Below are 13,664 nucleotides of genomic sequence, written 5' to 3'. Positions count from 1 at the left end.
CCCCGAGCCGGTCACTTCTTCACCCGGACGGTCTTGGTCGACCGGGTGTCCAGCGTCATCGAGTCGGCCTCGCTCACGTTCTTACGGAACCGAACGGTACCCTCCTTCGGATCCACCACGTCGACCACCTTCTGCAGCAGCTTGAAGGTGCTCTCGTTGCCCGTCCGGTGGGCGATCCGAACGGCCGCGCCCAGCTTGGCCGTTGCCAGGTCGACGTCCCCGGCGCGGTGCGCCTCCAACCCCTCCTGGATCGAGGAGGCCAGTTCGGCCTGACCGGTGAAGTGGGCCACCTGCGGGCTGATCCGGGTCGAGGAGGCCAGGTCGTCGGTCCAGACCGCGCGGACCAGGCCCTGCGAGAGCACCTCGGACGTCCCGTCGGGCTGCGGCAGCAGCAGGCTGATCCGGGCGGCCAGCATCTCGTTGCCGACCTCGGCCGCGGGCACCTCGACGCAGACGTGGTAGTCGCGGCTCTCGTCGCCCCAGGAGCCGGTCGGGTAGTCCCCGGCCCGGGGCCCGGCGTCCGCCCGACGGTCGGTCAGGTCCTCCAGGCTCGGGGCGACCTGCTTGACGAACTTGACCACCGCGTTGGCCGGCGTCCAGACCCGCAGCGCCACGTCGGCGACCTGCTTGCCCATCGCCTGCACCATCATCTGCTGGAAGTCGTCGGCCAGCCCGGACGGTTCGGCGACGATGTCCACGGTGCCCAGCAGGGCCGAGGCGATCTTGCGCAGCTCGGTCACCTCCCAGTCGGTGCCGACACCCCGGCAGTCCACCGTGAAGGAGCCTGCGGCCTGGCCGAGCACCCGCTCCAGGTCGGCGGCCTTCTCGTGCTCGTTGCGGCCGTCGGTGAGCAGGATGCCGTGCCGGATCGCTATGTCGGCCCGGCTGTCGAAGAGCTGCTTGGCCTTGGTCAGCCAGGTGCCGATCGCCGTGCCGCCGTTGGCGGTCAGCTTGCGCAGTGCCTCCTTGGCCTGCGCCCGGGTGGCCCGGTCGGCGATCGCCATCCTGCCGCCGCCCGGGTAGAGGTCCTTGGCCTCGTGGGTGCCGGCCACCACGGCGAAGGCGACGCCGTCGCGGATGGTGTCGATGGCGACGGCGGTGGCCTCTCGCGCGTTGCGCAGCTTGGCCGAGGGGTAGTCCATCGAGCCGGAGCAGTCGACCATGATCACCACGGCGGCCGCCGCCCCGGCGTCCCGAGCCAGCGGCTGGCCGCCCGAGGTGCCGCCGCCGGTCGCGGTGACCGTGACGATCGCGTTCACCTCGCGGGCGCCTTCGGCCAGGTACTCGTTCTGGAAGATGTCGACGCTGAAACTCGGGTGGGACCGGGACAGAACGGCCATCGCTGCTCCTGTCGGGCAATCAGTGGTTCGGCGGACGGGGTGGACGGGTCTGCTGAGCGGCCGTCAGCTTCCGCTGCCGGGCCGGTGGAGCTGGAGGGTTGGCGAGGAGTGGAGCGGGGCCGCCCCGGCGGCGGACTGCAGGGGAACGGTCCGCAGGGTGGTTTCGGCGGGCGGGCTGATCGGCAGCACCGCCACCGTGATGTTGTCGTGGCCGCCCGCCGTCACCGCGAAGTCGACCAGCTCCCGTGCGGCGGCCAGCGGTTCGGCCCTGGCGTCCGGGCGGACGCGTTCGGCCAGGTCGGCGGCGGCCTCGGCGTAGTTCCACAGGCCGTCCGTGCAGACCAGCAGCACGCCGGGCACGTGCGGCGTGAAGCTCACGGTGTGCGGCTCGACCTCCTCGGCGTCCGCGCCCAGCCAGCCGGTGATCGCGTGGGCGCGCGGGTCGGCGTACGCCTCGGCCTCGTCCATCAGGCCGATCGCCACCACCCGGGCCGCCCAGGAGTCGTCCTCGGTCAGCCGGTACGCCACGGCGGACTGCCGGTCGTCCGGGATCCAGTACGCCCTGGTGTCGCCGACCCAGCCGATGGTGACGAGACCGGCGGCGGAGATCGCGCTGACGTACGTGCAGGCGGGGGCGTTCTGGCTGCCGCTCGGCGTCCGAATGCCGTCCTTGGCCAGCTCGGCCACCGCGCGGGCCGCCTCGCCGATCGCCTCCCGCATCGCCCGGTCGGGGCGCCGCCCGCGCTGGAGCGCGGTCAGCAGGTGGGCGGCGGCCGCCTCGACCGCGACGGCCGACGCCTCGTCAGGACGGGCCGAGGAGGAGACCCCGTCGCATACCACCGCGAGCACGGCCGGTTCGCCGTCGGGCAGCTGGGTGGCGGCCACTGTGAAGGCGTCCTCGTTGCGGTGGTGCCGCAGGCCGCGGTCGGTGACCCCGGCCACGCCGTCCGCCGTCAGTTCCTGGTGGTCGCGCGGGCGGGGCTGGGCGCCGCCGCAGCTCTCGCAGTAGCCGTCCGCCGAAAGTTCGGCCGAGCCGCAGTGCACGCAGCGCGGCGCGGTGGGGGCAACCCCCTCCGGCGCGGCGGCGGACGACGGCCCGTCACCGGTCACGTGACCGGCCACGTCACCGGGCGAGCCCTCCGTCACGTCGCCGGTCACGTTCAGGCCGCAGGCCCCGCAGTAGTCGTCCTCCGGGTCCAGCGGCTCGGCACAGCTCGGGCACCTGGTCTGCTGCTGCGGCATCGGTTCACACCCACGTCCGGGGGCGGGCACGGTTCGCCCGCTCCACCATCTCGATCCTGATCTCGGCCCGGTCGGTCAACCGTGCCAGTACTCGATAGGAGTGTTCCAGGGCGAAGCGCAGTTCCCGTTCAGCAGCCGGATGTCCCAGCACGTCGAGCGTGCCGGAGCCACCTTCGGCGGCGGAGCCGCCCTCGGCCGCTGAGCCGGCCGAACCGGCCAGCACCCAGCCCAGAGCGGCGTTCAGGATCTCGACCGAGAGCTCCTCGGTCCGCCGGGCGTCCAGCGACAGGGCCGTCAGCTGCGCCGAGCAGCGAACCAGTTCGGGGCCGAGCGGCTCCTCCGGCGCCCGCCCGCGGAGCCGGGCCCGCAGGGTGGCGATCCGGGCGGCGGTGTAGTGCGCGGACGCTTCGGGCACCGCCTCCAGGGCCACCACGGCTCCGGCCCGGTCGCCCGCCGCCAGCAGGACCCGGGCTAGGCCGAAGGCGGCGCTGACATAGGCCCGGTCGGTGCTGCCGACCAGGCGGTAGAACTCGGCGGCGTCCTGGCCGTTGCTGAGCAGTTCGGCGCAGACGGCGAGCGCCAGCTTGGGGGCAGCCTCGCCGGGGAAGGCGTCGTAGACCGCGTCGAAGGCTGCGGCGGCCTGCTCGGCCCGGCCGGCCGAGAGTTCGGCCAGCCCTCGGTACCAGACCACGCGCCAGTCGTCGCCGTGGTCCCGGTCGAGGGTGAGCAGCGCGGCGTCGGCCTGCTGCCGGTCGCCGAGCTCCAGGTGGGCGCGGAGGGCCCGCAGTTGCAGCTCGACCGAGCCGGCCGGGGCGGTGGCCAGCGCGGTCAGTGCCTCGGCGGGGGCGCTGGCGACCAGCGTGGCGAGGAAGCCGGCTCCGGGGTCGGTGGGGTCGACGCGGGGGACCGGCAGTGCCATCGCGGCGGCGGTCGGGTCGAGCGGATCGGGCGTCAGCTGGGTGTCCACCACCCGCAGTTCCGGGCCGAACAGGGTGGAGAGCGCCGGGCGCGGCCGCCCGTCCTGGAGCGCGAGCAGTTCCCGGAGCACGCCGGTGAGCTGGTCGGCCATCTCCTCGGCGGAGCCGAACCGGCGGGCCGGGTCGGGGTCGGTGGCCCGGACCAGCAGGCGGTAGTACGACTCGTACCGGGCGAACAGCGGCACCCGCTCGGGGCCAGGCAGCTCGTACCGGAAGGTGCTGTTGTAGCCCTGGAAGTCGAAGGTCAGCACGGCCAGGGTGCGGGCCACCGTGTAGAGGTCGGAGGCGACCGACGGGCCGTCGGTGGCGATCTCCGGGGCCTGGTAGCCGACGGTGCCGTAGATCGGTCCGTCGTCGCCCGAGCGGGAGACCGCGCCAAGGTCGATGATCTTGAGCGAGTCCTCGCTCTGGATCACGTTGTCGATCTTGAAGTCGCAGTACACCAGTCCCCGCGCGTGCAGGTAGCCGAGCGCGGGCAGCGCCTCCAGCGCGTACGCGATCGCCTGCTCGACCGGCAGCGGCTCGCGCCGCCCGTCCGGGGTGCGGCGCTCGTTGGCGATGTCCTTGAGCGACTTGCCGCCGATGTACTCCATCACGATGTAGCCGTCGGTGGAGCCGGAGCGCAGGTCGGGGTGTTCGACGAAGTTGATGATGCGGACGATGTTCGGGTGGTCCACCTCGGCCAGGAAGCGGCGCTCGGCGATGGCCACCGCCAGCGCGTCCTGGTCACCGGTGTCCAGCAGGCCCTTGAGCACCACCCAGCGGTCGTTCACCCGGCGGTCCACCGCGAGGTAGATCCAGCCGAGCCCGCCGTGCGCCAGGCAGCCCAGCACCTCGTACTGACCGCCGACCAGGTCGCCCCTGGCCAGTTTGGGCGTGAACGAGTACGGCGTGCCGCACTTGGTGCAGAAGCCGTCCGGACGGCCCGGGGTGCCGTTCTTCTCCCGGCCCACCGGGGCGTCGCACTTGCTGCAGAACCGCTTGCGCTCGGGCACCTGAGGGTCGGTCAGCACCGCCGCGCTCGGGTCCGCCGAGGGGATGCTCGGCACGCTCACCAGCCCGGCGCCCAGGTTGCCGCGCCGTCCGGTGCCGCTGCCGGAGCTGCCCGTACCGCTGCGGACCGAGACCGAACGGCCGCTGCCGGTCCTGGTGGACCGGTGCGAGCGGGAGCGTCCGGACATGGTCCGGGACGAGACCGAGCCCGAGTGCGCCTCGGTCCTTGCCGAGGGCACCAGCGCCCCGGGCTCGGCGGCCAGCCCGCACTCGTCGCAGTAGCCGTCGGCGTCGACCGTCCCGGTGCAGTCCCGGGTGCAGGGCGCCCCGGCCGCGACCTTGACGGCGGCCGACACCGAAGCCGAGGCGCCGGCCGAAGCCGAAGCCGAAGCCGAGGTCGTGGCCGGGCCGGTCGCCAGCAGAGCCAGCCCGCACTCGTCGCAGTAGCCGTCGCCGTCGATCGTCCCCGAGCCGGAGCACTCCGGCCGGGCGCAGGTCTCACCCATTGCCCTGATCCCCCTGTCCGTCCTGGTACTGGTCCATCCGGTCCGCCCCGTCCACCCGGTCCGCCGGAGCGGGAGCCGGGAACTGCGCGGCCGGAGCCGTCGGCCGCAGCGCCTGCTGGAACCTGGCCACCGCCTCGGCTGCCGCCCGCAGGTCGCACGGCGCGCTCCAGAGCAGCCACCGCGCCTTCTCGAAGCGCTCGATCACCACCGGGTCCTCGGCCACCCCCAGCCGGGCGGCCATCGCCTTGTACGCCTCCAGCCGCCCGCGCAGCTCGGCCCGGACGGCCAGCGGTTGGGCCACCTCGGTGAGCGACTGGCGGGCCCGGCCGAGCTCCTTGGCGGCGACGTCCTCCAGGGTGTCCAGCAGCGGGGCCAGCCGGTGCCACTGCCCGGTCTGCTGCAACTCGACCGCGAGGCCGATCCGTTCACGCAGTGCCGAGGTCGGTCCCGGTACGGCGGGCACCTCGGTCGCGGCGATCTTGGCGAGCACCTCGCCACGGGCCCGGCGGGCCTCGGCCAGGGTGGCGTCGGCCCGTTGCAGCAGGTCGCCGACCTGCTGGAGCCGGTCGTGGGCCTCGTCGCGCAGCCGGAGCAGCCCGTCCAGTTCCATCCGGAGGCCGTCCAGCGCCCGCCCGGCCTTGTCGAACCGTTCGGTGTCCACCGCCCCGGCGACCGCCCCCGGCCCGAGAGCGGCGCCGCCGGAGCCCCGCTGCGCGGGTACCCGTCCGGGCCGCCAGAGCGCCAGCGGATCCGTCCGCACCTCGGTCCGCAGCTCGGTCAACTCCCGCTCCAGGCCGTCCAGATCGTCAGCCAGCGGGTGCGCCCCCGAGCGCACCCCGACCGAGCCCGAGAGCATCCTGACCCGGCCCAACTCGGCCAGCAGCAGGTCGATCCGGGCGGGCAGCGCGGACCAGACCGCGTCGGTCGCGGCCACCACGTCGTACACCATCGCGTACCAGGAGTTCATCCGCTCCAGCAGCTCGGCCAGGGTGATCCGTTCGACCAGTCGGACCGGCACCGGCCCGCCGGTGTCCGGGAGTTGGCTGCCCGAGACGGTGACGGCCGGGCCGCTGAGCAGCTCGCTCAGCTCGGCCAGCTCCGCTCCGCCGGGCCGGCTGCGGCGGGCCCGGACGGCCACCGCCGAGGCCAGCGCCTCCGCGTAGCGGTCGAACAGTGCCCAGAGCAGCGTCAGTCCCGGTTCGGCCACCGACCAGCGCTCCAGGGTCCGCCCGCTCAGCGTGGCGCCCTCCAGCAACCGGCGGCCCGGGTGCTCCTGCAGGGCCAGCAGCGCGGCCTCCACCGCGTCGCGCTCCGCCCCCAGCCGCGCCAGCGCGCGGTCCACCTCCTCCCGGCTCATCACCGGGCCGGCTGCTCCTGCGAACGCCACGTCATTCCTCTCCAGTCTCGCGGTACTTCGATGCGCGCGATCTCACGGTGCTCCGTCCTACGGCAGGTAGGGCACCGAGGAGGCACCCATGTCGGCGGCCAGCCAGCGCTCGTAGGCGGCCTGCCAGCCGCCGTTCGCCCGGTAGTCCAGCAGGACCTGGTTGACCAGCGCCGCCAGGTCGGTGTTCTCCTGCTTCAGACCGATGCCCATCTTCGCCGGGCTGATGGTCTCACCGGCCAGCCGGACGGTCGGGTCCTGGGCCGTCTGGGCGGCGGCCAGCGTGGAGTCGGTCAGGGTCGCGTCGACCTTGCCGAGCTGCATCAGCACCAGGCAGTCGAGCTGGTTCTCCACGATGGTGACCGCGCTGATCCCGTACTGCGGCTTCTTCAGCTCCGTTTCGGAGGAGGACTGCTGGGCCGCACACGCGCGCTTGCCCTTGAGTGCCTCGGCCACCGTGGCGGACTTGTCCGACTTCGGCACCACCAGACGCTGCCCGGAGGAGAAGTAGGGCGCGGAGAAGGCGATGTCCTTGCGGCGCTCGCAGTTGATGGTCATGGTACGGACGACCAGGTCGACCGTGTCGTTGCGGATCGCCTCGATCCGCTTGGGGGTGGTCACCGTCCGGAAGGTGACCTTCGCCGGATCACCAAGCACCGCCTTGGCGATCGCCCTGGACAGGTCGATGTCGAAACCCTCCAGCTGGCCGCTCTGCGGGTTGCGGAAGCCCCAGTTGTAGCTGTTCTGGTCCACCCCGACGATCAGCGTGCCCCGGGCCCTGATCTCCTGCACCTTCGGCCCGTTCAGCGCCGAACTGGGCGCGGGCGTCTGGTCGGAGCAGTCCCCGGCGGCCTCGACGGCCGGGGCCTGCGGCGCGATGGCCGGAGCGGCGGTGACCACTCCCGGCACTCCGTGGGACGTCCCGGCTCCCACCAACCCGGCGGCCAGCGCCGCAGCGACGACCAGTGCCCTGGTCCGTACCGTACGCACAGTCAGCTCCCCCATCGCCCGCTACCGGTACTCCGCCAGGCGGCGGCCCAGGCCGACCGCCACACCCGCCGCGGCCAGCAGTGCCAGCACCGCGGCGCCCACCGCCAGCCCGGTCAGCCCGCCGCCGACGCCGTGCGCCGAGCGCTCGAAGGCCGTCAGTTCGGCGGCGGCCGCCTTGCCCAACTGCTGGTCCAGCGCGGTGAACACCGCCTCGCTGGTGTCCGTCCCGCCCGGGCCGATCACGGCCTTCAGGGCGGCCGCGTAGTCGTCGCCCTGCTCGGCCGCCTGGTGCTTGGCGTCCCAGCCCGGGAACAGCTTCCTGGCCTGCTCCAGCGCCGCCCGGGCGTCCGTCGGCGCGTCCACCAGGGCCCCGGCCAGGCTGCCGCCGTCGGTCCTGGTCCTGCCGTCCGCGACCGGCTCCCCGGCCAGGGCGGCGGTGTACTTCTGCCAGTCCTTGTCGTACGAGTCCGAACCACCCCGGGCCACCAGGTCCAGGTTCTCCGCCGCCCGGGACTGCAGCGCGCCGATCCGGGCCTGGTTGAGCACCCGCAGCGGCCCGGCGCCGTGCTGCCGGCTGTCGTCCAGGTCCAGCCCGGCGGTGAAGGTGCCGACGGTCAGCCAGAGCAGGCCCGCCAGTACGGCGGCCGTGGCGCCCAGCAGGCCGATGTTGAACACCCGGTTGGTCCGGCGCAGCAGCAGCACCTGGCACCAGACCAGCGCCCCGAGCGCCAGCAGCCCGGCGACCAAGGCCGCCCAGGCGAAGGCGCCCGCCTCCGCGTAGTCCTGGTCCAGCTGCCGGTTCTCGGCGTCCACCAGCTTCTGGGCGGCGGGCAGCACGCTGCCCTGCATCTGCTTGGAGGCGTACCGCAGGTAGGCGCCGCCGAGCGGCAGGCCCTGCCGGTCGTTGGCCCGGGCGGTCTCCACCAGGCCTGAGTACTGCGGGAGTTGCTGGTTCAGCTCGGCGACCCAGCGCTGGGCGTCCGAGCTGGCGTCGGTCCGCGCGGCGGCCTGCGCGAGCAGCCGGGCCGCGGTGGCGAGGTCACCCTCGTACCGCTGGCGCAGCGCCGGGGGAGCGTCCCCCGCGAGCAGGAAGGCGGAGGCCGCCGTGGTGTCCGCGTCCGCCAGCGAGCGGTAGATCTCCGCGGCGTCCTGACTGAGCGGCTGGCTGTGCGTCACCACCTGGTCGGCGGCCCGCGCCCGGACGCTCACCTGCCAGGCCGTCACCGCGCCGAAGAGCAGCACCAGGACGGTCAGCACCACCCCCGCCGCGCGCAGCCGGGCCGGCGCGGTGCCGGTCAGCTTCCGCAGCCGCTGCTGCACGGCCGTCGCCCTCATCGCCGTCATCGCCGACGGCGCCCGCTCGCCTGTCACCACCGGTGTCGTCACCTGCCCCACCCTCCCCCTGGACCCTCCGCGCTCGGAGTGCGGTCCGTTGCGAGCAGTATGGCCGCCGGGTCCGACCGCCACACTCGAGTTGCGCCGATCTTGAGGTTCCGGCGGCTCCGGGAGCGCGTCCGGTCGCCGTCGGAGGTGTTCTCCGTCACGGGCGACGCGGGAGGCACCCTATGCGGTTCCCGTCGATCACGACCAGGCCGGGGTCCCCGGGAGGAAAGGACCCTACGATGGAGCCCATGCGTCTGCTCGGAACCATCACCCCCGACCGTCCGCTGCTCGTGGTCGCCGTCGAGGAGGAGGCCGCCCACCTCGGCGCCTCACTGCCCGTGCTGCTCACCGGCATGGGGAAGGTCAACGCCGCGGTGGCGCTGGCCACCGTACTGGCCCGGGGCGAGCGCCCCGCCGAGGTCCTGAACCTCGGCACGGCAGGCGCACTGCGGGCCGGCTGGGCGGGCACCCACGAGGTCGCCCGGGTGCTGCAGCACGACCTCGACACCCCGGTGCTGCGCGCGCTCACCGGCCGGACCTTCGGCGCCCCGATCGAGCTGGACGTGGCGGGCGGCCCGGTGCTGGCCACCGGGGACCTGTTCGTCTCCGACCCGGCCGCCCGGGACCGGCTGGCCGAGCAGGCCGACCTGGTCGACATGGAGGGCTACGCGGTCGCCACGGTGGCCCAACGGGCCGGTGTGCCGTTCCGGTTGGTCAAGCACGTGAGCGACGAGGCGGGCGCGGGCGCGGACCGCGCCTGGCGCGAGTCGGTGGACTCCTGCGCCAAGGAGCTCGCCGCCTGGGTCCGCGACCATCTGCGCTGACGCCCCGTCAGACTGGCTGAGTTCAGACCGCCTTGAGCACGGCTGCGGTGTCGACCACCTTGGCGAACCGCATCGAGTGCAGCACCGCGCCCGTGCCCTTGGCCAGCTGCTCGGCCGGGATCAGCTCGCCGTCCGGGCCCGCCATCGCGAAGGTGTGCATGGCGTCGATCGGGAAGACCACGTCGTACCCCAGGTTGCCGCCCATCCGGGCGGTGGTCTCGTTGCAGACGTTGGTCATGATGCCGACCGTCACCAGCTGGGTGGTACCCCGCTGCTGGAGCCACTCGTGCAGGTCGGGAGTGCCGTAGAAGGCGCTGTTCACGGTCTTGGTGATGCGCAGGTCGGCGTCGGCCCCGGCGACCACGGGCTTGAGTTCGTAGCCGGGGGTGCCGGGAACGAGCGGGCCGCTCGCGGACTGGTGCTGCACCACGACCACCGGACGGTCGGTGCGCTGCCACGCGGCGAGCAGTTCGCCGATCCGCTGCTCGGCCTCCGGGTTGTCCCGGGGGCCCCAGTACTCCTCCTCCTCGAAGCCCTGCTGGACGTCGATCAGGATCAGGACGGCGTCGGGGGCGATGGTCAGGGGGGCGTCGAACGCGCTGGTGTTGGTCATGGCTCCATGCTGCTGGCCGCACCCGGCCGGGGGTGAGGGGACGGACCGCCGGTGATCGATAGATTCCTGCCATGCAAACGGTGGGGTGTCTGATCCTGGACGGCGTGCGGGCCTTCGACTACGCGGTGATCGGCGAGGTCTGGTCGGACCGGCGGAGCCCGCTCGGCTGCCCGGACTTCGAGCTGCGCGTCTGCGGTCCGGCCGAGAGCCGGGTCCGGTTCGGCGGCGGGCTGGAACGGGTCCCGGACGCGGGCCTGGACGCCCTGCTGACCTGCGACCTGGTGGTGGTACCCGGCGTGCAGGAGCCCACCGTCCGGGCGCCGGAGGAGGTGCTCGACGCGCTGCGCGCCGTCCACGCCGCCGGGATCCCCGTCGCCTCGCTCTGCGCGGGCGCCTTCGTGCTCGCCGACGCGGGCCTGCTGGACGGTCGCCGGGCCACCACGCACTGGTACCTGGCGGCCGAACTCGCCCGCCGCCACCCGGCGGTGCAGGTCGACCCCGAGGTGCTGTTCACCGGCGACGGCCAGGTCTGGACCTCGGCCGGGGTGGCCGCCGGGATCGACCTCTGCCTGCACCTGGTCCGGGCGGCGCACGGCCAGCAGGCGGCCGCCGCGATCGCCCGCGCGATGGTCACCGCGCCGTTCCGCTCGGGCGGCCAGGCGCAGTTCATCCCCACCCCGGTGCCGGACGCCACCGCCGAGGACCCGCTCTCGGGGGTCCGGGCGGCGGTCCTCGGTGCCCTGGAACGCCCTTGGACGGTGAACGAGCTGGCCCGGCTCGCGACCATGTCGGAACGGTCCTTCGCCCGCCGCTTCACCGAGGCGACGGGCGTCCCGCCCCTGCGCTGGCTCTCCGAACAGCGCGTCCTGGCCGCCCAGCGCCTACTGGAGGAGACCGACCTCCCGGTGGACGAGATCGCCGTCCGCTGCGGCTTCGGCTCCGCGGTCTCCCTCCGCCCCGCCTTCACCCGCCGGGTCGGCGTCGCCCCGCGCGACTACCGCCGCACCTGGCGCTGACGGGCCCTGCTTTCGGCGGGCGGGGGCCCGGGGCGCTGCCGGGGCGCCGTCACCACCCCGCCTGGACGTCCTCACGTACGCACTCGATCAGGTAGTCGCCGGTGTCGGGGTCGATGGAGACGCCGTGCGCTTCGCTGTGGAAGCCGGGGAAGACCCGGTCGAACGCCTCCAGCGCCCGCAGGTAGCGCAGCACAGGACCGTCGGACGCCCCGAGCGCCTCCCCTGGCATCAGGACGGGGATCCCGGGCGGGGTGACGGTGACCATGGCGGCGGCCACCCGGCCGGCGGCGGCCGCGAGGGGCAGGCGTTCGGTGCCGCCCCGGATCAGCTGCCGGTAGCACTGCTGGGGCGGGACGACGGGCACCGGCGGCTGCTGGAAGGCGGTGTCCAGGGCGTCGATCAGTTCCGCCCGGGTGAGGTGTTCGTGCATCTCCTGGCACAGGCCGCGTAGGGTCGTGCGGCCGTACCGCCGGGGGTGGCGCTCGACCAGGTCGGGCAGGACCTGCCGGAGCGGGGTGTCGGCGTCGTGGAGGGCCTTGAAGTCCATCAGGGCGTCCATCAAGGTGCCCCACTTGCCCTTGGTGATGCCCATCGAGAACAGGACCAGCGTGGTGTAGGTGTCCGTCTTCTCCACGACGATGCCGCGCCGCGCGAGGTAGGCGGTGAGGATCCGGGCGGGGATGCCCCAGGAGTCCGCCCGGCCGGTCGCGTCGACGCCGGGGCAGGTCAGCGTCACCTTGATGGGGTCGAGCAGGCACTGCCCCCGGCTCAGGCCGGAGAAGCCGTGCCACTCGGCCTCCGGGTCGAGCTCCCAGCAGCGCGGGTCGGACGCCAGCAACGCCGGGGAGGCGTCGGCGAGCGGAACTGACGTCCCGTCGGCCGGGTCGGTCACGGACTCGGGCTGCCAGACGCCGAAGAACCACGCCGGCCGGTCGCCTGCCGCTACGATCCGGCGCCCGGTCCGGACGACGGCCTGCCGGAACCGGATGGCCTCGGTGACCGCCTCGTTGACCAGCCACTCGCCCTGGGGCCCGTCCATCATCGCCGCGGACACGTCCAGCGAGGCGATCGCCGGGTACAGCGCGGAGGTGGTGCCGTGCATCATGAACGCCTCGTTGAACCCGTGGTGCTCGACCGGGGCCCGGGGCGAGGAGTTCACGTGCACCATCGCCGTCTGCGACAGCGCGGCCAGCAGCTTGTGCGTCGACTGGGTGGAGAAGACGGTCGGACGCTCGTCGCCCTCGAAGGTGTCCGGGCCCACGGCCATGCCGTAGCGGCCGGCGTAGAGCGGGTGGAAGCGCGCGTAGGCGAACCAGGCCTCGTCGAAGTGGAGCCGGGGAGTACTGGGGGCCAGGGCGCGCGCGGTCTGCACGGTGTCGTAACACAGGCCGTCGTAGGTCGAGTTGGTGATCACCGCGTACTGGGCCTCGGGTGACACCGCCCCCGGGGTGAGCGGGTGGGCGGCGATCCGGGCGCTCACCGCAGCCGGTCCGGTCTCGGTGGCGGGGAGCGGGCCCGCCAGGCCGTACCCGTTGCGGGTCGGAACGAGGTAGACCGGGCGGGCGCCGGAGATCACCAGCCCGTGCAGCACCGACTTGTGGCAGTTGCGGTCCACCAGGGCGATCTCGTCGTCGGTGACGCTGTAGTGCCCGACCATCCGGTTGGCGGTGGAGTCCCCGTGCAGGACGAAGTACGTCCGCTCCGCGCCGAAGATGCGCGCGGCGTTGCGCTCGGCCTCCCCGATCGGTCCGCTGTGCTCGAAGAGCGAGCCCAGCTCCTCCACCGAGATCGACAGGTCCGTGCGGAACAGGCGCTCGCCGTAGTAGTCGAAGAAGGCCCGGCCGACGGGCGACTTCAGGAAGGCCACCCCACCCGAGTGCGCCGGGGTGTGCCACGAGTACTCGTGGGCGTCGTCGAACCTGCGGAGGGCCTTGAAGAAGGGCGGAAGGACGGCGTCAGCGTACGCCCGGGCCGCGGTGGACACCCGGCCGGCGATGAAGGACGGGGTGTCCTCCAGGGGCCAGATGTAGCCGACGGCGATCTCCGCCACCCACAGCGGCAGCCGGTCCAGCCCCAGGTCGGCGGTGTCGGACATCAACACGAAGACCGGCAGGTCCTTGAAGCGGCGCGAGATCTGCCGCAGGACCGCCGCACCCTGGCCGTCGGCCGCCGTGCCGGTCTCCGACGGCAGGTCCCAGGCCACGACGGCTGCGGTGAGGCCGGCCTCGGTGGTCAGTGCCGCGCAGGCGGCCTCGACCGTGCGGGCCCACCTGACCTCCAGGCCGCGTTCCTCCAACTCCTTTCCGATCCGGCGGAGTTGGTCACCCCCGACGCCTCGGCCCAGGGGATCCTCCCGCACCGCCACCAGGACACTGCCGTTCACCATGACGCTCCTG

At 73.5% G+C, this 13,664-nt stretch carries 10 protein-coding genes; 2 read left to right on the top strand and 8 right to left on the bottom strand.

Annotation, left to right across the window (positions count from 1 at the left end):
• Positions 1–11: 11 nt before the first annotated feature.
• From ACKUU6_RS09860 to ACKUU6_RS09835, 6 genes are all read right to left on the bottom strand, one after another.
• Positions 12–1,340: a vWA domain-containing protein gene (locus ACKUU6_RS09860; RefSeq protein WP_407988114.1), complete on the bottom strand. Its 1,329-nt coding sequence runs from the start codon at positions 1,338–1,340 to the stop codon at positions 12–14.
• 63 nt (positions 1,341–1,403) lie between these two features.
• Positions 1,404–2,582 carry a PP2C family protein-serine/threonine phosphatase gene (locus ACKUU6_RS09855; protein ID WP_407988113.1) on the bottom strand — a complete coding sequence of 393 codons (1,179 nt, stop codon included), beginning with the start codon at positions 2,580–2,582 and terminating at the stop codon, positions 1,404–1,406.
• A 4-nt stretch (positions 2,583–2,586) separates the two neighbouring features.
• Positions 2,587–5,058 (bottom strand): serine/threonine-protein kinase, encoded by a 2,472-nt coding sequence (locus tag ACKUU6_RS09850; RefSeq protein WP_407988112.1) that lies wholly within the window; start codon positions 5,056–5,058, stop codon positions 2,587–2,589.
• A complete protein-coding gene (locus tag ACKUU6_RS09845) occupies positions 5,051–6,415 on the bottom strand; it encodes a hypothetical protein (protein WP_407992082.1) in 1,365 nt (454 codons plus the stop codon). The genes ACKUU6_RS09850 and ACKUU6_RS09845 overlap by 8 nt, the downstream gene beginning before the upstream one ends.
• Before the next feature lie 87 nt (positions 6,416–6,502).
• Positions 6,503–7,432: a glutamate ABC transporter substrate-binding protein gene (locus ACKUU6_RS09840; protein ID WP_407988111.1), complete on the bottom strand. Its 930-nt coding sequence runs from the start codon at positions 7,430–7,432 to the stop codon at positions 6,503–6,505.
• Between the two features lie 21 nt (positions 7,433–7,453).
• The gene (locus ACKUU6_RS09835) at positions 7,454–8,818 is read right to left on the bottom strand and encodes a hypothetical protein (RefSeq protein WP_407988110.1); all 1,365 of its coding nucleotides are present in this window, start codon (positions 8,816–8,818) and stop codon (positions 7,454–7,456) included.
• A 245-nt stretch (positions 8,819–9,063) separates the two neighbouring features.
• Here ACKUU6_RS09835 and ACKUU6_RS09830 point away from each other — a divergent pair, with 245 nt between their 5' ends.
• Positions 9,064–9,639, top strand: coding sequence for a nucleosidase (locus ACKUU6_RS09830; RefSeq protein ID WP_407988109.1), 576 nt, complete (start codon positions 9,064–9,066; stop codon positions 9,637–9,639).
• Positions 9,640–9,661: 22 nt separating this feature from the next.
• Here ACKUU6_RS09830 and ACKUU6_RS09825 read toward each other — a convergent pair whose 3' ends face one another.
• Positions 9,662–10,252 (bottom strand): cysteine hydrolase family protein, encoded by a 591-nt coding sequence (locus tag ACKUU6_RS09825; protein ID WP_407988108.1) that lies wholly within the window; start codon positions 10,250–10,252, stop codon positions 9,662–9,664.
• A gap of 71 nt (positions 10,253–10,323) precedes the next feature.
• Here ACKUU6_RS09825 and ACKUU6_RS09820 point away from each other — a divergent pair, with 71 nt between their 5' ends.
• Positions 10,324–11,268 (top strand): GlxA family transcriptional regulator, encoded by a 945-nt coding sequence (locus ACKUU6_RS09820; protein ID WP_407988107.1) that lies wholly within the window; start codon positions 10,324–10,326, stop codon positions 11,266–11,268.
• Positions 11,269–11,317: 49 nt separating this feature from the next.
• Here the strand turns inward: ACKUU6_RS09820 and ACKUU6_RS09815 are convergent, their stop codons facing one another.
• On the bottom strand, positions 11,318–13,654 hold the full coding sequence (locus tag ACKUU6_RS09815; protein ID WP_407988106.1) for an Orn/Lys/Arg decarboxylase N-terminal domain-containing protein: 2,337 nt from the start codon (positions 13,652–13,654) through the stop codon (positions 11,318–11,320).
• Between the last annotated feature and the right edge of the window lie 10 nt (positions 13,655–13,664).

The organism is Kitasatospora sp. CMC57 (genome assembly GCF_045866025.2).
GTDB lineage: Bacteria > Actinomycetota > Actinomycetes > Streptomycetales > Streptomycetaceae > Kitasatospora.
Note: the sequence above shows the minus strand (reverse complement) of the source record. Positions and strands in the feature narration are given on the sequence as shown.